The sequence below is a fragment of the Pedobacter lusitanus genome (genome assembly GCF_040026395.1).
Lineage (GTDB): Bacteria > Bacteroidota > Bacteroidia > Sphingobacteriales > Sphingobacteriaceae > Pedobacter > Pedobacter lusitanus.
Genome location: NZ_CP157278.1, coordinates 61,373 through 80,205 on the forward strand (window position 1 = coordinate 61,373; position 18,833 = coordinate 80,205).

Here is an 18,833-nt window from a genome sequence, read left to right on the forward strand (position 1 = left end):
TTCAATTTGATGGAAATCAACATTAATCCGGCTGCTTTGTTTTTACATTTAAAAATTAGGCCCCCCTTTTACCATTTAAGCTTTTCATCAACTGTCCGTATAAATCATCGCTAAGCTCTTCTCTTGGTTTTAGTTTTTTCACAATCGCCCGTTTTCCTTTAGCCTTTGCCTTAATAATTTTTAAAAGTTCGGCGCTGTATTCGTCATGGAAGCCTTCAATATTAAATTCGGAAGTGTATTGTTTTATCAAAGCGAGGCCAACATCTAACTCCTTTTTATTGATAGCCGTAAGTGATGGAAGATCAAGTTCTTTATAGGGGCGGATCTCTTCCGGGAACCTGATTTTTGTAATAACAATAACATTGTCCATGGGATGAATAATGCACAGGTTTTCTGTGCTGCGAAGAACGAATCTTGCGACACCTGCTTTTTTCGATTTGATTAATGCTTTCAGTAGTAACGCATAGGCCCTATTTCCTTGCTTTTCGGGTTCTGCATAGTACGAGGTTTCATAGTAAATAGGATTGATCTCGTCGATGTTTACGAAATTCTCTAACTCAATCATTTTACTTTTCTCAGGGCTGGCATCCAGGAAATCCTGCTCGTCTAAGATGACATACTTTTCCTTCAATAAATAGCCTTTTACTATTTTATCGAATGGTACTTCTTTTCGTGTATTTTCGTTTATCCGCTTAAATTTAATTCTCGAATGGTCTTTTTCATCCAGCATATCCAAATCTAAAGTGCTATTCTGAACTGCTGAGAAAAGCCTAACCGGAATATTAACCAATCCAAATCCGATGGATCCTTTCCAAACTGCCTTCATATCAAATCATTTCTTCAGTTATTAACAAGGGCCCTTGAAATTTGTTTCATCCAGACTTTGTTGGAATTGGCAGAATACTTGTTGATCGGGATACATTGATTCTTTTTCAGAACAGAACAAGGCTGGTGTTTGTTAATTGCCTATTAGATTGTTTTAGTATGGGACTTGATCAATATAAAAAGAAACGGAATTTCTCTAAAACGAAGGAGCCTAAGACCGGGAAATCCAAGGACACAGGTAAGCTGCATTTTGTGATCCAGAAGCATAATGCAACCAATCTTCATTATGATTTTAGGTTGGAAATGGGAGGTGTGCTAAAAAGCTGGGCAGTTCCTAAAGGCCCTTCAACTGATCCTAAGGTCAGGCGGTTGGCTATGATGGTGGAAGACCATCCTTATAGTTACAAAGATTTTGAAGGGATTATTCCCAAGGGTGAATATGGAGGAGGTACTGTAATTGTTTGGGATGAAGGAACGTATGAGCCCATCGAAGAGATTCAAGGGAAGGATGCCCAGGATAAGTATCTGCGTCATTTATTGCATGCCGGATCATTAAAAATCAGGCTGCATGGGGAAAAGTTACAAGGAGAATATGCATTGGTAAAAACCCATGGAATGGGCGAGAATAGCTGGTTATTAATTAAGCATAAGGATGAGTTTGCTTCTACAGTTGACATTACAGAAAAAGATAAGTCTGTGCTTTCTGGAAAGACTATTGCCGCAATGGCGAAAAATAGCGAAAAAGTATGGCGGAATGATGGGGATGTCAAATTGCTGCTTAAAAAGGCGCCAAGAGGAAAGATACCGATTGGCATGAAGCCTATGTTGGCGACCTTGGTTAATGAGCCTTTTGATGATCCCGATTGGGTTTATGAAGTGAAATGGGACGGTTATAGGGCATTGGGGTTTACGTTGAAAAATGGGGATGTTCAGTTGCTATCTAGAAACAATAAGCAATTTAATGATAGGTTTTACCCTATTTATGATTTGCTGAAAACATGGAAAATAGATGTCGTAGTTGATGGAGAGATTTTAGTGTTGAACGATAAGGGAATCTCTACTTTCTCTGATTTACAGAACTGGCGCAGTGAGGCGGATGGTAACCTTGTTTATTACATTTTTGACCTAATCTGGTATGATGGAAAGGACTTGACCAATCTTCCATTAAAAGATAGGCAGCATATTTTGGAGAGTATTTTACCTCAGGAAGATGATCGGATCCGTTTAAGTAAGGTGTTTCATAGTAGTGGTACTGATTTTTTTAAAGCAGCCCAAAAAATGGGACTGGAAGGAATTATAGCTAAGAAATTAAGCAGTACGTACCTGGCGGATAATCGTTCTGGCGACTGGCTCAAAATAAAGATCCATAAGAGACAGGAAGTGGTTATCGCTGGTTTTACTAGAAATAAAGACACTTCTAAGCAATTCAGTTCACTCTTGTTGGGTGTTTATGAAAATGGGTACTTACATTATGTTGGCAAGGTTGGAACAGGTTTTTCTGATCAAACCCAGAAAACGATGATGGCAGAGTTTAAGCCTCTGATTGTAAACAAAAGCCCTTTTGCAGAAATTCCAGATGTAAACAAGCCATCTCGTTTCCGCCCAAACCCACCAAATGCTGTAGCTACCTGGTTAAAGCCGGAATTGGTGTGCGAGGTGAATTTTACGGAGGTTACTGCAGAAGGTGTTTTCCGTCATCCTTCTTTTGTGGGGATGCGTATTGACAAAAAAGCTAAAGATGTAGTCCGTGAAACGGCGGTAGAGGTTAAGGCTATTGTGGACCTCGACATCCCGGAAAAAGAAATAGCGAAAGCAGACTTGCATGCCAAAGCGATAACGCCGCCAAAGGCAAGTGCACGCAAAACGTTATTAAACCCAAAAGATGAGACCCAAGTACGTAAGATCAATGGGCATGATTTGAAGTTTACGCATCTTAGCAAGCTCTATTGGCCGAAGGATAAAGTAAGCAAAAGGGATATGTTTAATTATTATTACCAGGTTGCAGAATATATTTTGCCTTATCTCAAGGACAGGCCAATGTCGTTGAACCGTTTCCCTGGAGGAATCCATGGGAAAAGTTTTTATCAGAAGGATGTGAAGGGTAAGGCGCCTGAATGGGCGAAAACGTTTCCTTATACAACTAGTGAAGGGGAAAAGAAGGAATATCTGGTGGGCACTGATGAAGCAACGTTGCTCTGGATGGCTTCTCTTGGCTGCATAGAAATGAACCCCTGGTTCAGCAGGATTAGTTCACCAGATTATCCTGATTACTGTGTGATTGACCTTGATCCTGATAAAAACACATTTGATCAGGTCGTTGAAGCAGCACTCGTTGTAAAGGATATTCTTGATGAAATGGATGTACCTTGTTTTTGTAAAACTTCGGGTTCAACGGGGATGCATATATACATCCCAATGGCTGCTCGCTATAATTATGACCAGTCGCAGATGTTTGCTAAGATCATTGTTAGTCTGGTTCATCAGCGTATACCAGAATATACAACTTTGGAAAGAATGGTTTCGGACCGAAAGGGTAAAATGTACCTGGACTTCCTTCAAAACCGGCCTGGAGCTACTATTGCTGGTCCTTATTCTTTACGACCGAAACCTGGTGCGACGGTTTCTATGCCTTTGAACTGGGATGAAGTGAAACCTGGACTGGCCATGAAAGACTTTAATATTTCTAATGCCGTAGCCAGGTTGAAATCTGAGGGGGATTTGTTCAAAGGAGTACTTGGCAAAGGGGTTGATCTGGAGAAAGCTATCAATAAGGCCAAAAGTGTTTTTGGTTAAGCTTTCTTTATTTTGTTAAACGAGAATTGTTATTAATTAAACATGTTTGAATTTTGAGTATATAACCTAAGCGAAAAAAGCTTGCAAATCATATGATTTGCAAGCTTTTTTCGCTTAGGTTATATACTCTGTGATCCCGCTGGGATTCGAACCCAGTTCAAATATCAGCGTTTAAACAATATCTAGATGGTTTTGTAATTCGACTCCCCGAATAACGCACCTTTTATTTAATACATTTTAGCTGCAAATGCTATGATATAAATATATCATAAATTCCTTTAAAATACATCAAAAAACATTGAATATTTCATTTGATTGTTCTATTTGGAATAGCCCTACTGTTAGAAGAAATGCCAATAAAAATCTCGACATATTCGTTTTAAATAACTGAGTTATTATCTTCATACATATAGATTTAGAGTATAGATTTGCATACTGGTATATGATGCATAAGTTACCTCTACTTAAGGAAGAAACTACAACCCAATAATCAAAAACTAAAACTTTTACACTCAAATCTGATTTATATAGAGTTGCTCTATTGTTTAGTAATTTCTCTTATTTGCTCTTTTGTATACTCTTTATAAACCACGCCTAACCTTAGTGCATTCTCTTCAACTGTAGAGTCAAAACCTGCTTCTTTCCGTCTTTTATTCACATTTTTAGCATCTTTAATAGGCATTACATATTCAAAAGGCTCTTTCTTGCCCGTTTTAGGATTATTGATCATTTCCATATATACTTGTGTGCCGTAAACTTGTTCTTTACCTTCACCAGTAAGTTTCCTGTCAAGCATCATGGCCGTGTACTTATACGGTAATTCCTTGGCCTTGCCCGCCTTTTCTATTAGTTGATAATATTTTGGAATTTTATTTGAATGTTGTATTGCATAAAACACAGCCGTGTTTTCAGGTTCGCCCACCAGTGTTTTTCCTGGGTAGCCATACTTTGTAATTATACGCTCTACCTTTTCGATGTTTATCGAATCAATTTTTCGCATAATTCTCGACGCACTTTTATCCAGTACAGTTCTCGGGTAATTCAGTAATTGAGCAATAGCATCTTTTCTTTCTTCCTTTACTTCTGAATCAAGGAATTCCCTTATACCCTGATCAGTCCTTAAAATGGTATCCAATTGCTTCTTTAATTCAACATTAACTGGTTTTTGAGCAAAGCAGCTTATACTAATGACTGTTAGTAACGATACGAATATTGTCTTCATAATGGTAATGGGTTATTCTACTTATCAAAAGTACGTTTTAGCAAAAAGGCAAACAGGTATAAATCGGACAATCTTTACATTAGTTTAAAGACTGAACTTCCATTCCCCGGCAGGAAGGAAGCTCTTTTAAACTGCCTCAGTGCGCAGTCGGTAAATTGTATAAACTCTTTTCTGAAATGCGATGAATCGTAATAATCTTCTGCAAGTAAGAATCTATGGTACGAGTTAGTATTTTTTGAATATCGGGCATCAAGTACATTTCTAAACCGAAGTATTTTTTTATACGTTGAAGGACTGCAACCAAAATACTTTTTAAAATATCTTAAGAAAGTTCTTTCAGACATACAGGCGATAGCTGACAGAGCTGGAACCGTCAATTTGTCCATTCCAGCCGTGCTGTTAAAAATTCGCTCCAATGTATCTCCTTTGTGCTCGTTCAGACTTGACAAAAGAAATGCTTCCAGTTTTTCGATTCTTTTTTCTGGGGGGGGTGAAAAGAGCAGTGAGGCAAATTCAGTCCATGTAGATTCCTTCAGCAGCTGATGCGACTTGCCTGCCATTTCTAAAAATGGAATTCCGAAAAAAAAATTGATGCCGCATGGGGTGAAATTAATACTTATCTCATCTACGGGATCATTAAATGTGATTAGTGTTGGGCGTGTTAGCCTACCCAATAAGATAATTTCCGGCCCCTGAGTATCATCTTTTGTGAAGGTAACTTCTTGTGGTTGTATCCGGATCAAAGTATGGTTAAAAAACGCTAGGCAGGTGCCCAGATTTGGAAACGCGGTATACCTTAACGGAAAGGCCCTTCCTTTCTGGGATACTGTAAAACTGGTAATGTATCTTTTCAGTTTATCAGAAACGGGTATAATATTGGTAAACATATTTTTCAGGTTATCTAAAATAAACTTCGTCAAAATGAAGATGCATCCTAAAGTTAATAAGATTGTAGTTTATTTGTACACAAACTGTGCACATTCTGTTTTTTTGTCACAAAAAGAATTCGGAGAAAAACTTACTCAACAAGGTTTAGCAGTGTAAGAAACACGCTTTCGAATAATATCAGATGAAGCCAAGGTTAAGAGATTAGTCATAAAAAGCAACTCATATTTTTACCTGCCGTATCAATGATTTATAATTTAGCTTGGTTAGGAATGAGCATAACAACTATATCGGTGATTACCACTCATACATAGACTAAAATTGTTTCCCTATGTTTTAAGGTGTAGCTTAATAATCGTTAAACTTGGGTAAAGCAATTTTTATTGCCCATGTGAGAAGAATTAACACCCAAAGCCTTGCCTAACAAATATTTTAAACCGCACGAAACTTTTGATCTCAATCCACATCCTTCGGGCTATAGAGAATTCTGTCTGTTTTCCATCAATGGAAATTCTACAGATAATAGGGGCATAGCCGTTGATGTCAGCTTTTGATTTACGGTGCCAAAAAAGAATGGATAGGTTTTGGTTACTTTTCATTTCTCAATCTGTTAAAGTTAAAAACTTGTTTAGGCCGGATAACCCGGTAACAGCTTGCTCTTTAATAATTTGGAGTCAAATGAATCTTTTTGACTGGTGCCCAAACTTACCAATTAGAATCGGGCACCAGTTATGGCACCATTCAGATTGGTTTCAGTTGGTATGAAATGACTTATTATTTTTTGAAAAACGCCTTTTGAAATACATTTTAAACAGAAAAGGCGCAATTTCTTGCGCCTTTCGTGATCCCGCTGGGATTCGAACCCAGGACCACTACATTAAAAGTGTAATGCTCTACCAGCTGAGCTACGGAATCAATTAATTCCCTTTGTTTAAGGAGGTGCGAAGATAGAAAAAAAATCGAACCTCGCATAATTTTTTAACAAAATTTGAAATAATAATTTTAAACCCTCTTTTAAAACAATTGAAGAGTTGTCGATTGCTGATTTCCTGAAGATGATTTTGTCTTTACAGTTGCCCGTAAATGATGTTCACTAATCCAGGATACATAATGATTAACAGGAATAGGGGCCTTTAATAATCCTCCAGCCACTTGTAAAAGAGCGATTCTGGATTCAATTACCTGTCTGTATTTTTGAAAAAGATGCTGTAATTCCTGTTGAATTTTATTTTTAGGCTTAATCCTGATGTTTTTGTTCACCGGATTCAGAATCTGCATATTAATCTCTTTGATGAAATAGGTTACTGCCGAATCTATTCTTGCTTGTAGTGCCGGCAAATCATCAAATCCAGTCTGCGCATGCAAATTAATCACCTGAGTCTGAAAACGGTCTGATAATACAATCAGGTTTTTAATAGCTTTTCTAAGCTGAGTAAATATAGCAGCATACTCAGGGTTATTTGCCTTAACAATTTCCGGTCTGGAAGTAACTGTTTCCAGTTCGGTCAGCAGGCGGTTAAAAGAAAAATGGTTAAGTACCAGCTGAAGAATAAATCTTTGCTGACCGCTGATCAGAAGACCTCCTAATTCTTCTTCTTGAACTGGTTTCATATAACTGATCACCTCGGTATTTGATCTCAGACTTTCAGTATTGATCTTAGATCTGAGAATTAACCCGTTAAGTGTCCTTACACGGCTTAAGGCAACATATACCTGTCCTGCTATAAATGATTTTCCGGCATCAATAATTGCATGATCAAATGTTAAGCCCTGACTTTTATGAATAGTTACTGCCCAGGCCAGTTTGATAGGATACTGAGAAAATTCACCTACCTGTTGCTGCACAATAACCTGTTCCGGATCAGTTTTGTATTCAAACGATTGCCAGGAAGATTTTTCCAGCAGTAAATCCTCTTCATGTGGAAAGGAAACATAAATTTCACCCTCTTTAATCGACTTTATTTTTCCGATTTTCCCATTGTAGAATTTTCTGTTATCCCCGCTGTCGTTCTTAATGAACATAACCTGTGCACCTGCCTTTAATTTCAGCGTTTGTTCTGCCTGGAGCCCTGCATCTCTGAATTCTCCGCTGGTTTCACCATCAAAAACATATTCTTCGCCCGAAAGATCATCCAGTTTTGCTTTATTGATAGTATTTGCTTCCGCATTATGCGAAGTGATGATAATAGGGCTCAGCTCATCTGTTGCAGAAAACTGCGGATCATATCTTTTATTTAATAAAGCCAGGTCACCCTCAGTAATCTGATTATTTCTGATACTGTTTAGAATATGAACAAATTCAGGTTCAGTTTGACGAAATACTGTGGTCAGTTCTATTTGCAGAACAGGATTTCTGCGGATCACATGTGCTTCAAAAAAATACGGAGAAGCATATGCTCTGTTTAAAAATGTCCATTCCTCTCTTTTGGTTACCGGAGGAAGCTGATATAAATCGCCTATAAAAAGTAATTGCACCCCGCCAAAAGGGGCATTGTTTTTTCTTACTGAGCGGAGTATAGCATCCATCATATCCATTAAGTCACAGCGCACCATAGATATCTCGTCGATGATCAATAATTCCAGTTCATTGAATAACGCCGTTTTTTCTCTGTTATAACTTAGATCGCTAACCATTGATCCTATAGAAATAATGCCCGACTGCAAATCTTCCAGGCTAATCTCACCAGGGTAAAAAGAGCCTGAAGGCAACTGGAAAAAGGAATTGATGGTAGTCCCTTTTGCATTCATAGCCGCAACACCTGTAGGTGCAACAACCACCATCTTTTTTGTACTCTCTTCTTTTATTCTTTTGAGCAGCGTAGTTTTTCCGGTACCGGCTTTTCCGGTAAGAAAAATGTTCTGATTAGTATACTCGATAAAGGATAAGATTTTGTCAAAAATTGAATTAGAAGGCACGCCATTAGTCATTCGGCAAATTTAACCGATTCTTTTTTTATATTCATCATAGCTTTTATATAATTAATTAACGATGTCTCAATCCAAAACAATCTTTCAAATCGAACGGATTATCCTTTTCAGCGATGCCGTATTTGCCATTGCCATTACGCTGCTGATTATTGAAATCAAAGTACCACATCTGTTGCCTGAATACACCAGTTCGGAAGTCCTGCACGCGTATTTGGAACTAACACCAAAATTCCTTGGTTTCTTTGTTAGCTTTTTCTTTATAGGACTGTATTGGACAGTACACCATCAGCTGATGAACTATCTGATCAGTTACAATCAGAAGTTAGTCTGGCTTAATCTGCTCTTTTTACTTTCGATTGTGTTATTTCCTTTTAGTACTGCACTTGACAGTGAATATACAGGACAGAATTTGATTAGTCCTTTTTTGATATATACACTCAATATCTTATTTGCAGGAGGTATGATTGCCGTTTTATGGGGATATATCGGTAATGCGAAACATCAGCTGAGTGAAGGACTGGAAAATGTTCACTTTGTAAGGTATCAGCAAAAAAGAGCACTGACAGTTCCTGCGATTTTTATTGGCGTTTTCCTGTTGGGATTATTATTGCCCTTTCATAGTATCAGCCGTGTGTTTTTACTGCTGATCCCGTTTATGATGGGTTTATTGAAACGTCAGTATGATCAAAAGTGTAAAGACCTGGAAAAGATTATAGAAGATAATCAGGAAGAAGAAGAGGCAGGCTGAAGCGTTCAGTTGTGAACAGAAAATGTCCGGTAATGAACAGTTTAATTGCCTCGTACGGCCATAGAATGCTTAAGGAGGCTGTTTACCTGCTTGTTTGCGAACTGGCATGTAATTGGACTTTAATCCATAAATTCGTTATTATTATGGTTTTTCTCAATCTTAAAATTGCCTTACGTAATCTTAAAAAGAATAAAGGCTTTTCATTAATCAATATTGGTGGGCTTGCTATTGGTATGGCCAGCTGTTTAATGCTGCTGTTATATGTAAGTTATGAATGGGGCTATGACAAGCAGTTTAAAGCTATTGACCGCATCTTCATTTCCAGGTTAAATATAAACATTAATGGAAAGCTGGCAACTACTATAGCCACACCGGATAAGCTAGCCGGTACAGCATTACAAAGTTTACCAGGCATAGAGCAGGTGAGCAGATTCTCGCTGAGCAGTGACAATAACAAATTGTTTAGTTATGGACGGGAAAGTTATAAATTGAGTGGATCATTTGTAGACCCTTCGTTTCTTCAGATCTTTGATCATAAATTTCTGTATGGCAATGCTGCCACGGCATTAAATAAGCCAAACTCTGTGCTGATTACTGCTGCAACTGCAAAGAAGTTATTCGGTAATCAAAACCCTTTAGGTCAAAGTATAAAGTATGATAACAGGAAATTTTTAAAAGTAACTGCGGTAATTGAAGATCTGCCCAAAAACCAAAGTCTTCAGTATGACGCCTTATTAAACTGGGACTTTTATACTCAGGAACATCCGGAAAGCAGAGAAAATGGCTGGGGGTCAATTACTTGTATGACATTTTTTAAGCTAAAAGATAAAAGTCAGTTTGCAGCAGTTGATGCAGGGCTGAGAAGAATGATCAAAGCACATGATGAACACACGCAGCTTGAAGCCTTTTTATTTCCTTTTGCCAAATTTCATTTGTATAATGAATTTACCAATGGTAAGCCCTCTGGCGGAAGAATAGATCAGGTAAAACTGTTTTCTTTTCTGGCATTTTGTGTATTACTCATAGCCAGTATTAACTATATGAATTTATCTACAGCCCGATCAGAAAAAAGGGCAAGGGAAGTAGGTGTGCGGAAAGCATTAGGATCTACCAGAGGATCTTTAATAGGACAGTTTATCATAGAGTCCGTTTTACTTTCTTTAATAGCTGTGATCATTGCATTCGGGCTGCTTGAGCTGAGTTTACCTTATTTTAATAACCTGCTGAATATCGCTATGGAGATCAGTTATAACGCTTATCCTTTCTGGCTGACTTTAATCACACTTGTTTTACTTACTGGTTTCCTGGCAGGAAGTTATCCGGCATTCTATTTATCATCATTTACTCCGATAAAGGTCTTAAAGGGTTTTACAGGGATTGGCAAATCTTCATTGCCCGTGCGCAAGATTTTAGTAGTCCTGCAATTTAGCCTCTCCATTTGTATGATTATCTGTGCCATAATTATTTACTCGCAAATTCAGTATATGCGCAATAAACCACTTGGTTTTTCTCAGAATAACCTGGTGCAGATGAATCTGGAAGGAGAGTGGAGAAAGCCTGAAAAACTGGAGCTTTTTAAAGCTGAACTCAAAAAAACAGGCGTTGTTAGTTCTTTAACGGAATTTGCGCAATCCTTTGCTCAAAACGGAGAAATTACCGGTGATTTTAGCTGGCCGGGAAAAGCAAAAAATGACAAATCAGTAATTGATTTCAGAAGCATAGGGTATAATTTTAGTGCTACAATTGACGCTGAAATATTAAAGGGCAGAGATTTTTCGCCTAAGTTTGTTGCAGATACAGCCTCTATAATCGTAAACGAGGCTTTAGCAGAAACTATGGGGATTAGTAATCCTGTAGGAAAGATGGTACGTTGGGGAGATTCACCTTTAACTATTGTAGGGTTGATTAAAAACTTTTCAAATGAAAGAGTCGGGACAAAAGCTCTGCCTACCTTTTTCTATTACAACGTGAATAGAAGCAACGTTTTGCTCATGAGAATAAATCCGGAGGAAAATCTGTCTGCAGCTGTAAACACCATAAAACGAATCAGTCAGCAACTTAATCCTTCTTATCCGGCAGAGATAACCTTTGTTAGTGATGATATGAAAGGGCATATGAAAAATGAACAGCTTTTAAGTGTGCTCTCTAATTTCTTTGGTGGCTTTGCTATCCTGATTTCGTGTTTAGGTTTGCTTGGGCTGGCCTTGTATATGGCAGAACAGCGTAAAAAAGAAATCAGCATCAGAAAAGTTCTGGGGGCAGATCTGAAAAGTATTCTGATCCTGCTGAATAAAGACTTTATTAAGCTGGTTCTGATCGCTAACGTAATCGCTTTCCCGGTAGCTTTTATTTTTGCGGGCAACTGGCTCAAAAGTTACGATTATAAGATCGCTATCGCTGCCGGACCTTTTATTCTTGCTGCAGTAATGTCTTTATGTATCGCTTTGCTGACGATTAGTATGCAAAGTTTTAAAATAGCAAAGGCGAATGCAGTTGATGCGTTAAAATACGAGTAAATCATCGGCTGTAATTTAAGCTTTCACGCAATTTGTGACGGAAATAATAAATTTTACAGGATTTTTTATCTTGTCTGATATGTTCTTTATTTGACTGTATATTACAGTTAATTATAGGTGTAAACACTTGCTTAAAATGCTTTTTATACTATCTTAGAGATTTAAGATTAGTATTTATGTTGAAGTGTGTAATCATTGATGACGAACCTCATGCAATCGAGGGGTTGAAAAATTATCTGGCTAAGATCCCGGAACTGGAATTGACAGCGTGTTACACTGATCCTTTACTGGCCATAAATGAAATCAATAAAGGTGAAGAAATTGATCTGCTTTTGCTTGATATTGATATGCCCGAAATTTCAGGAATTGAACTGGCCGGAATTGTCCAGTCTAAAATCAGGAAGTTAGTATTTACAACTGCTCATGTACAATATGGATATGAAGCTTTTGAAAAGCAGGCTGATGGTTATCTGTTAAAACCTTATTCATTTGCCAAATTTTTAACAACGATACACAAGCTGTTTCCTGCTCCTGCTCCGGATCAAACAGGGAAAACAGATCAACAGGACTTCTTTTTTATTAAAAGTAAGGATGACAATCTGAAACTGATTAAGATCTTATATGATGATATTATCCTGGCAGAAAGTAAACTGAATTATGTAATGGTATATGCGGTCGATAAAAGTATTCTGACCTATATCTCGCTAACTGAAATTTCTTTTAAGCTGACCAGGGAAAGAGGATTTGAACAGTTTCACCGGAGCTTTATTATGAATAATAAACATATTGATCATATAGATGGGAATACAATTACAATGAATAACGGGAGACAGATTACGGTAGGTGATCATTACAAAAAGGACTTTAGTGTGTTTGTAAACCGTAACCTTTTAAAGGCAAGACGTAAGCTGTAATAGCTTACACTGATATTTCTTATCCTGAAAAATGGCCTTTATATATAGTATTAAAATCTGTTCGTCCAAAATATTTTAGTTTTCTGTTTTATCGTTATAGTTTAATAAAAACTAACCAAATGAAATTAATGAGGTTAAAAGAATGTAGCTTAATTTCATTAATCCCACGTTATCTGATATGTTGAAATTTGTTCAAACTGTATGCTTTCTTTTCGTTTTTTATAGTGCTTCTGCCCAGATATCTGTCAGAGGCAAAGTGACAGATGAAAAAAAGATGCCGGTTGAATTAGTTGTTGTCAGTCTTCAGCAGGGTACATCGGTAATAGGCAATGCCATTACGGACAGTCTGGGCAATTATCAGTTTAAAAACATGACCAGGGGGAATTATAAATTCCTGTTTAAGTACGTAGCCTATAAGGATTCAGCAATTGCTGCGAATATTAATACAGACACACTGATCAATGTACAGTTTAAGAATATTCAGAGTTTAAAGGGAATTGTTGTACGTGCCAGGAAACCAATTTTTGAAAGAGAAATAGATCGCCTTCGTTTTAATGTGGCAGAGACTGATCTTGTCTTTGGGAATAATATATGGGACGTCATGGAAAAAACGCCCCTGGTAAATGTTTCATCTGATGGTACAATTCAAATCAGTGGCACTTCAGGAGCTATTGTGTACATGAATAATAAGAGAAAAGTACTTTCTGGTAATGCCTTAAAAAACTATTTAAGCAGTATTCCGTCAGATAATCTGCAGGCCATCGAAGTGATCACTACTCCCTCCAGTAAGTATGATGCAGAGGGAGGAGCCGGCATCATTAACATTATTACAAAAAAGAACAAGGAAGAAGGTCTTGTTGGGAATGCAGTATTGAGTACCAGACAAACAGCTGTTAATTCAGAAGCGGGAAGCGTTTACCTCAATAACCGAAAGGGAAAATGGAATGTCTTCTCTGATCTGTATATGAGTAACAAAAGCAGAAAGCCTGAATTAAAAAAAGATATATACTATCCGCCCGGATCTCCTGAAGGCCTGCTGCACAGAAGTGTTAATTCGTTTAATGATTATCAGGATTTATCTCCTGGAGGAAACCTGGGGATTGATCATCAGATTAATGCTGATCATGTGGTTGGACTCTTATTTGATTATTCCGGTAACTGGCATAAAGAAACACGCAATGCTTTCAGACGCGATTATTTCAATCATGCTGACTCTCTCAGCCTGACTAATAATAAGGATAAGCTGAGTTCACAAACCTATTCGCTGAACTTAAATTATCAGGGTAAACTTGATTCTTCGGGTAAACAAATCAGTATTGATTTTGATGCTTTGGAATACAGATCGAAGAATAATTCAGTGAGCAGGACTGACGCACTGGATCTGACCAACAATCAATCTTTGTTTGTTGAAGACTGGTTTAGAAGCTCATCTCCGCAGCGTATTAGCAACCAGTCACTTAAAGTTGATTTTGAATGGCCGGTTAATCCAAAAACATCTCTTGATTTTGGCGCAAAGGCTTCTTTTTCAAAAATCAATAATGATCTGCTTTTTGAGGATCGGGTAGCTGAAGATAGCTGGATAAAAGATCCTAAAACAAGTAACCTTTTCAAATATGATGAGAATATAAATTCCCTATATGGTATTCTGAATCATAAAATAAATACCAGATGGGCCTATCAGCTCGGTTTGCGTATGGAGAATACAATTGCAAAAGGCTGGCTTGAAGGAGTAAAGGCAGTAGACAGGAATTATACTAATTTCTTTCCAACCGCTTTCCTGAAATATACAACGGCTAAAGAAAAAACATTTGTTCTGGCTGTCTCCAGCAGAATAACGCGGCCAAGCTTCTGGGATGTTAATCCATTCAGAACCTACACAACTGATCAGACTTATTTTGAAGGAAATCCCTTTTTATTGCCTTCAAAATATTACAGACAGGAGTTGAGTCATACTTTTAAAAATAAGACAGGTACTTATTCTATTCAGTTGGCTGCCAGTCAATTGTTGGATGAGTTTTATGCGCTTCCCTATAATCCTGCAGCAAATATTATTGTGAATAAAAAAGTGAATTATGGTAATAAATATGCTTTTTCAAATTCAATAACTTATTATAATCAGCTGCTTCCGTGGTGGAGACTATCAGGATCAACTCTTTTAGGTTATGTTGTCTCAAAAGGCTCCTATGCCAGTGACGTTGTCATCGACAACAGGTCTTTTCTTTTTAGTGTTACAACTAATCAGACATTTAATATTTCTAAAAAGAGCGGTCTTAGCTGTACTGTTATAGCCAATAATACTTTCCCCGTTACCATCGTGAATACTGAAATCGGAAACCGGCTTGAAACAGAAGTCCGGTTAAGAAAATCAATCGGTGCCTGGAATATTACACTATCAGGCCAGGATTTTTTTAAGAGTAACAAGGATAGATATAAAGTAATGTTAAATGAGCTCAGGATTATGGATCAGAACTATTATGATACCCGTAGTGTGGCCCTTTCAGTGAGCTTTAGTTTTGGGAAATCTACTGTAAAAGATAAAAGAGACAGAGATGTGGGATATGAGGATCTCAAACAAAGAACCATGTAGTTTGAATTCAATGTTATGCTGAATAGTTGTATTCACTTGTTTCATTATTAACTAAATATAGATGAAAGGGCAGTTGCCATGTCCTTACTGATGGCTTTTTCTCAACCTAAAACCAAATTTCCATGAAAAAAAATGCAAACATCGCATCAAATTCTGAGCAAAAAAGTATCCTGAATGATGCTGTAAACTCTTCAGAAAATGAACAATTAGATCTTTACAAAGCCATTTTTGGTGGAGTAAGTGCTGGCTGCTCAGTTGTTGCAGTTAGTAATTTGCGTTCGAAAGCATCTGCTTATGATAAGCATGATACATTCTTACAAGCAATCAGCTAATTGATGCCTGCAGATAGCCGGTTATCAGATAACTGGCTATCTGTATTTTATGGATAACAACAACAAAACATTATTGAAATAACCTGAGCTCTGTTTAACGATGGAAAAAGTAACCTCTTATGTGCTTAAGATTGCCAGCCGCTGCAATCTGAATTGTTCGTATTGTTATATGTACAATTTAGGAGATCAAACCTACCTGAAGCAACCTAAATTCATGTCACTGGAAACGGTAACAGTATTAGCTGAGCGTTTAAAATCATACTGTAAAAATGCCGGTATTGATTATGTGCAGATTGTTTTTCATGGAGGTGAACCACTCTTATTGAGCAAAGAATATTTTAAGACCTGTATTAATCTCTTCAGAGAGACTTCACCCGAAATTGAATTTGGTTTTACGATTCAAACCAACGGTGTAACAATTGATAAAGAGTGGTATGATTTATTTAAAGCTAATAATGTTGGGATAGGAATCAGTATTGACGGCCCTAAAAAATATCATGACGAATTTCGTGTATTCCATAATGGAAAGGGCTCCTATAATCAGGTCGCAAAAGCAGTAAAATTAGGCGGGGACAACGGTTTATTAGGTATACTCATGGTGATGAATACGGGGATCCCGACTTCCGAGTTTTATCAGGAGTTGAAAGACCTTAAAATTGGTAATTTAAATTTATTGTTGCCAGATGGTCATTATGATAAACTTCCGGATGGATTTGATACAGCCAGATTTGGTGATGACGATTATACACCTTATGCGGACTGGCTGATTGAACTTTTTCAGATCTGGAAAAGTGATAAGCAAAGACCTACTATAAGATTTTTTGAAACCCTGATTGAAATGATTGCAGGAGAAGAAAATATAGGCAATCAGGCTTTCGGGAAAAAGAAAAATGGGGTGGTGGTTATAGAGACAGATGGTGGAATTGAAGTGGTAGATTCTTTAAGAGCCTGTTATGAAGGTATTACCAGGAATGAGCTCAATATCCACAAGAATCAGATAGAGGATCTTTTTCAGGATAATATTTTCGAGGTTTATTATAATGCGCATGATATGGTTTGTGAAAAATGTCTGAACTGTCCGGTTTACGATTTTTGCGGAGGTGGATTCCTGGGCAGCAGATATGCTAACCATAACGGTTTTGATAATCCAACCATTTACTGCAAGGATATTATCAGAATTTTGAGTTTCATACAAAATGATATTCTTGATAGTCTTCCCGCCGAAGTTACCAACAGGATGGGGGTCGAAAAACTTTCCTACGAAGAACTTCTTCAGGAAATAGAGAAACCTGCTCTGATTCAAATAGATAATGAGGTTAAGCAAAAACTAATTTCTTTTAAACAGCCTGACATCGTATGCACTTAAAAAGAGGAATTCATATTTATAGTGATCTGCCTGGTATTGATGAACAATTATCTATTAATAACGGAACGATGCCAGCCACCATCGAAACGGGATTAAACTATCATACCGGTTCGTACATCCCCAAACGGGAATGGCGTAAACTGGAACATGCTGAGAAGAAGTTGTTAATTACAGATAAGAAAAACACAGATTTTCGCAAAAGCATATATGTAGGTGATATACCTCAGCATTTAAAAGACGCTTTCCGTGCAATGGGCTTACATGATTGTACGCAGCTGGATCAGGTATACCCTAAAATGAAAGAGGATGAGGAAGCTGTGAAAACAATCAATAAGGATCTGGATATTTTTCTGCGCCCTTTTTCCACGGCTAAAAACTACAAATTTCACCGGATTACAAGGGCAATGCCTAACCGGGAAACCATAACCTGTCATTATATCGACGAAGAATTTATTTATATAGGCCTGCATATTGATCAGAGCAAACGTTTCACTCCCCATACTGCACATCAATCCGGAAACCGGATCTCTATTAATCTGAGTAAAGAAACCCGGTATCTTGCTTTTACCAATCTTTCCCTGATACAGGTGTTTAATATGGTTAAGGAAAAAATAAACCTTACTGATACTGACGTTAATCCGGATAATATAGCCTACTTGTTTTTTAAGCATTATCCTGATTATCCGGCTATCAGAGTTGATTTGAAGCCCTATCAATATTACGTTGCACCTACGGATAACTTTTTTCATGATGCGACTACCCTTGGTAATAAGGAAATAGATATTACCATAGTATATACAGGGATCTTTGATATGGCTATGCTATAAATATTGTAGATATGAAGATAAAGAAGGGTATTATGCTGCATAATCAATCATTAGAAGGAAATGATTGTATTTCTATTAATTCGGGAGTAATTCACTATACAAAGCAGGATATAAAGAAGATCAATTACCAGGATCTTTCATTTTTACCGTCTTATGAAGAGGATGCTTTTATTCCGGAAAGAAGCTGGAGAACATTAAGTAATCAGGAAATTAAGACCTTGAAATCAACTGATAAACGCAGTGATTCCAATACAATCTATATCGGGGATATTCCTGAAAACCTGAAGACTTTGTTCCAAAAACTGGATTTAGGGCACTGTAAAAACCGGAATGATGTCTTTGACAGATTTAAGAAAAATCCGGACTTAACTTTAGAGATTAACAAGATTACGGAAGAGTTTTTGAAATCTAAATCGGATGAGAAACCTTTTCGTTTTCACTATCTGGGAACTAATCTTCCAAATCTGGAGGTCGTAGCCAGTGATACCACTGTATTACCTGCGGATCACGCTGAACAGGATAAAAAGTATATGGGTATCCATAATGACGGGACAAAATTTGTGTCTCCGCATGCTTTGTATAAGCTGGGAAACCGGCTTACAATCAATCTTGGAAAAGAAACACGGTCTTTTTTATTTGTAAATCTGACCATGACGCAGGCTTTGAATATGCTTAAACAAAAGGTAGATGTAACCAAATATCAGATTGATATTATTAATATCTCTAAATATTTCTTTAAGTATTTTCCGGATTATCCCGTCATTAAAATAGATCAGAAACCATATCAATATTATATCGCTCCAACAGATAACTGTTTTCACGATGGTTCCACGTTAGGGATGAAAGAGCTGGATATTATTATCGTTTATTTCGGGGCATTCAGATTTTAA

Annotated in this window: 14 protein-coding genes and 1 tRNA gene; 9 read left to right on the top strand and 6 right to left on the bottom strand. The window is 37.3% G+C overall.

Annotation, left to right across the window (positions count from 1 at the left end):
- Window positions 1-55: 55 nt before the first annotated feature.
- The gene (locus PL_RS00345; RefSeq protein WP_041881214.1) at window positions 56-826 is read right to left on the bottom strand and encodes a Ku protein; all 771 of its coding nucleotides are present in this window, start codon (window positions 824-826) and stop codon (window positions 56-58) included.
- 158 nt (window positions 827-984) lie between these two features.
- Between PL_RS00345 and ligD the strand changes: the two genes are divergently transcribed.
- Complete coding sequence (ligD, locus tag PL_RS00350; RefSeq protein WP_041881213.1) at window positions 985-3,618, top strand: DNA ligase D; 2,634 nt, start codon at window positions 985-987, stop codon at window positions 3,616-3,618.
- Window positions 3,619-4,156: 538 nt separating this feature from the next.
- Here the strand turns inward: ligD and PL_RS00355 are convergent.
- The 5 genes from PL_RS00355 to PL_RS00370 all read right to left on the bottom strand — a co-directional run bounded on the left by PL_RS00355 (window position 4,157) and on the right by PL_RS00370 (window position 8,653).
- Window positions 4,157-4,840: a DUF6624 domain-containing protein gene (locus PL_RS00355; RefSeq protein ID WP_041884714.1), complete on the bottom strand. Its 684-nt coding sequence runs from the start codon at window positions 4,838-4,840 to the stop codon at window positions 4,157-4,159.
- A 74-nt stretch (window positions 4,841-4,914) separates the two neighbouring features.
- The gene (locus tag PL_RS00360; protein WP_041884716.1) at window positions 4,915-5,727 is read right to left on the bottom strand and encodes a helix-turn-helix domain-containing protein; all 813 of its coding nucleotides are present in this window, start codon (window positions 5,725-5,727) and stop codon (window positions 4,915-4,917) included.
- A 399-nt stretch (window positions 5,728-6,126) separates the two neighbouring features.
- Entirely contained in the window at window positions 6,127-6,324 is a 198-nt protein-coding gene (locus PL_RS25970; RefSeq protein WP_410429570.1) for a hypothetical protein, read from the bottom strand.
- A gap of 243 nt (window positions 6,325-6,567) precedes the next feature.
- Window positions 6,568-6,640: transfer RNA gene (locus PL_RS00365), tRNA-Lys, on the bottom strand.
- 99 nt (window positions 6,641-6,739) lie between these two features.
- On the bottom strand, window positions 6,740-8,653 hold the full coding sequence (locus PL_RS00370; RefSeq protein WP_041884717.1) for an ATP-dependent DNA helicase: 1,914 nt from the start codon (window positions 8,651-8,653) through the stop codon (window positions 6,740-6,742).
- Between the two features lie 61 nt (window positions 8,654-8,714).
- Here PL_RS00370 and PL_RS00375 point away from each other — a divergent pair, with 61 nt between their 5' ends.
- The 8 genes from PL_RS00375 to PL_RS00410 all read left to right on the top strand — a co-directional run bounded on the left by PL_RS00375 (window position 8,715) and on the right by PL_RS00410 (window position 18,833).
- Complete coding sequence (locus PL_RS00375; RefSeq protein ID WP_052496492.1) at window positions 8,715-9,401, top strand: TMEM175 family protein; 687 nt, start codon at window positions 8,715-8,717, stop codon at window positions 9,399-9,401.
- Window positions 9,402-9,433: 32 nt separating this feature from the next.
- The gene (locus PL_RS00380) at window positions 9,434-11,917 is read left to right on the top strand and encodes an ABC transporter permease (RefSeq protein ID WP_082036008.1); all 2,484 of its coding nucleotides are present in this window, start codon (window positions 9,434-9,436) and stop codon (window positions 11,915-11,917) included.
- Between the two features lie 176 nt (window positions 11,918-12,093).
- Complete coding sequence (locus tag PL_RS00385; protein ID WP_041884719.1) at window positions 12,094-12,831, top strand: LytR/AlgR family response regulator transcription factor; 738 nt, start codon at window positions 12,094-12,096, stop codon at window positions 12,829-12,831.
- 178 nt (window positions 12,832-13,009) lie between these two features.
- The gene (locus PL_RS00390; RefSeq protein ID WP_041884721.1) at window positions 13,010-15,418 is read left to right on the top strand and encodes an outer membrane beta-barrel family protein; all 2,409 of its coding nucleotides are present in this window, start codon (window positions 13,010-13,012) and stop codon (window positions 15,416-15,418) included.
- A gap of 122 nt (window positions 15,419-15,540) precedes the next feature.
- Window positions 15,541-15,750: a hypothetical protein gene (locus PL_RS00395; RefSeq protein WP_041884723.1), complete on the top strand. Its 210-nt coding sequence runs from the start codon at window positions 15,541-15,543 to the stop codon at window positions 15,748-15,750.
- Window positions 15,751-15,850: 100 nt separating this feature from the next.
- Window positions 15,851-17,116 carry a radical SAM protein gene (locus PL_RS00400; RefSeq protein WP_041884725.1) on the top strand — a complete coding sequence of 422 codons (1,266 nt, stop codon included), beginning with the start codon at window positions 15,851-15,853 and terminating at the stop codon, window positions 17,114-17,116.
- Window positions 17,107-17,943, top strand: a complete 837-nt coding sequence (locus PL_RS00405; protein WP_041884727.1) for a hypothetical protein — start codon at window positions 17,107-17,109, stop codon at window positions 17,941-17,943. The genes PL_RS00400 and PL_RS00405 overlap by 10 nt, the downstream gene beginning before the upstream one ends.
- 11 nt (window positions 17,944-17,954) lie before the next feature.
- Window positions 17,955-18,833, top strand: a complete 879-nt coding sequence (locus PL_RS00410) for a hypothetical protein (protein WP_041884730.1) — start codon at window positions 17,955-17,957, stop codon at window positions 18,831-18,833.

Bases quoted from the DNA above. Each gene is read 5' to 3' on its own strand.
- PL_RS00360 (WP_041884716.1), bottom strand. From the start codon at position 5,727: ATGTTTACCAATATTATACCCGTTTCTGATAAACTGAAAAGATACATT.
- PL_RS00390 (WP_041884721.1), top strand. From the start codon at position 13,010: ATGTTGAAATTTGTTCAAACTGTATGCTTTCTTTTCGTTTTTTATAGT.
- PL_RS00400 (WP_041884725.1), top strand. From the start codon at position 15,851: ATGGAAAAAGTAACCTCTTATGTGCTTAAGATTGCCAGCCGCTGCAAT.
- PL_RS00395 (WP_041884723.1), top strand. From the start codon at position 15,541: ATGAAAAAAAATGCAAACATCGCATCAAATTCTGAGCAAAAAAGTATC.
- PL_RS00410 (WP_041884730.1), top strand. From the start codon at position 17,955: ATGAAGATAAAGAAGGGTATTATGCTGCATAATCAATCATTAGAAGGA.
- PL_RS00385 (WP_041884719.1), top strand. From the start codon at position 12,094: ATGTTGAAGTGTGTAATCATTGATGACGAACCTCATGCAATCGAGGGG.
- PL_RS25970 (WP_410429570.1), bottom strand. From the start codon at position 6,324: ATGAAAAGTAACCAAAACCTATCCATTCTTTTTTGGCACCGTAAATCA.
- PL_RS00380 (WP_082036008.1), top strand. From the start codon at position 9,434: ATGAACAGTTTAATTGCCTCGTACGGCCATAGAATGCTTAAGGAGGCT.
- PL_RS00345 (WP_041881214.1), bottom strand. From the start codon at position 826: ATGAAGGCAGTTTGGAAAGGATCCATCGGATTTGGATTGGTTAATATT.
- ligD (WP_041881213.1), top strand. From the start codon at position 985: ATGGGACTTGATCAATATAAAAAGAAACGGAATTTCTCTAAAACGAAG.
- PL_RS00405 (WP_041884727.1), top strand. From the start codon at position 17,107: ATGCACTTAAAAAGAGGAATTCATATTTATAGTGATCTGCCTGGTATT.
- PL_RS00355 (WP_041884714.1), bottom strand. From the start codon at position 4,840: ATGAAGACAATATTCGTATCGTTACTAACAGTCATTAGTATAAGCTGC.
- PL_RS00375 (WP_052496492.1), top strand. From the start codon at position 8,715: ATGTCTCAATCCAAAACAATCTTTCAAATCGAACGGATTATCCTTTTC.
- PL_RS00370 (WP_041884717.1), bottom strand. From the start codon at position 8,653: ATGACTAATGGCGTGCCTTCTAATTCAATTTTTGACAAAATCTTATCC.